Source organism: Fictibacillus arsenicus (assembly GCF_001999465.1).
In the GTDB taxonomy this organism is placed as follows: domain Bacteria; phylum Bacillota; class Bacilli; order Bacillales; family Fictibacillaceae; genus Fictibacillus; species Fictibacillus arsenicus.
The window spans coordinates 1-781 of the sequence record NZ_MQMF01000063.1 but is presented as its reverse complement, the minus strand read 5'-3'; the positions used below and the strand labels follow the sequence as shown (position 1 = coordinate 781).

The window sequence follows — 781 nt, the reverse complement described above, 5'->3', positions numbered from 1 at the left end:
AGCCAGGTCACCGGCAGATCGCTGCGGAACGCGCCCTCGCGCTGGCCGCGCAGCAGCAGGTCACGCATGCGAGCCTCGGCCTTCTCGTGCATCTCGCGGATGCGGGCGGCGGGGAGCTCTTTCTGCGCGGCTGCCAGTAGGGCACGTGACTGGTCGACGAGCAGCCAGCTAGAGGCAACCAGGCGACGGAACGCCTCGCTCGCGTCGCCGCCCAAGGGAACCTCGCTGAGCACCTCCTCGCCGCGTTCGATGCTTTCCACCAGGGCGGCATCGATCAGCTCGGCGCGGTTCTGGAAGTGCCCATACAGCGTCATCCGGCCCACGCCGGCCTCGGCGGCGATGTCGGCGACCGAGGCGTCGGGGTCCTTGCGGATCGCGGTCACAGTCGCAGCCAACATCTTCGCCCTGTTCCGCTGTGCGTCCGCCCGCTGATTCGCCGCCCGCGGTGCGGTCTCGGCCGCGCCTCGGGAGCCGCTCCTGGCCGTGTCCTTCTTCGTTGGCATACGCCACCTCATAACTCGTACGGGAATGCATGAGATAGTGTAGCGGTTACATCCCGTACACCACTGCTTGAGTTAGGAGTCCTGATGACGACCAACGCTTCACCCGCGGACACTGTGGACGCCCACCCACGACGATGGCTGGCGCTAGCTCTGCTGGGCACCGCACAGTTCATGCTGATCCTCGACGTGACGGTCGTGGCGGTCGCGTTGCCGCAGATGACCATCGACCTGGGCCTGTCGCGCGAGGCCGTGACCTGGGTGGTCGCCGCCTACACCCT

Annotated in this window: 1 protein-coding gene and 1 pseudogene; one reads left to right on the top strand and one right to left on the bottom strand. The window is 67.3% G+C overall.

What is annotated here, in order from left to right; all coding sequences use genetic code 11:
* Positions 1-503, bottom strand: a 503-nt coding sequence (locus tag UN64_RS21825) for a TetR/AcrR family transcriptional regulator (RefSeq protein ID WP_077365983.1), incomplete at its 3' end; no start/stop codon positions are given.
* 84 nt (positions 504-587) lie between these two features.
* Here UN64_RS21825 and UN64_RS21820 point away from each other — a divergent pair.
* Positions 588-781, top strand: a pseudogene (locus UN64_RS21820) (hypothetical protein); the annotation flags it as partial.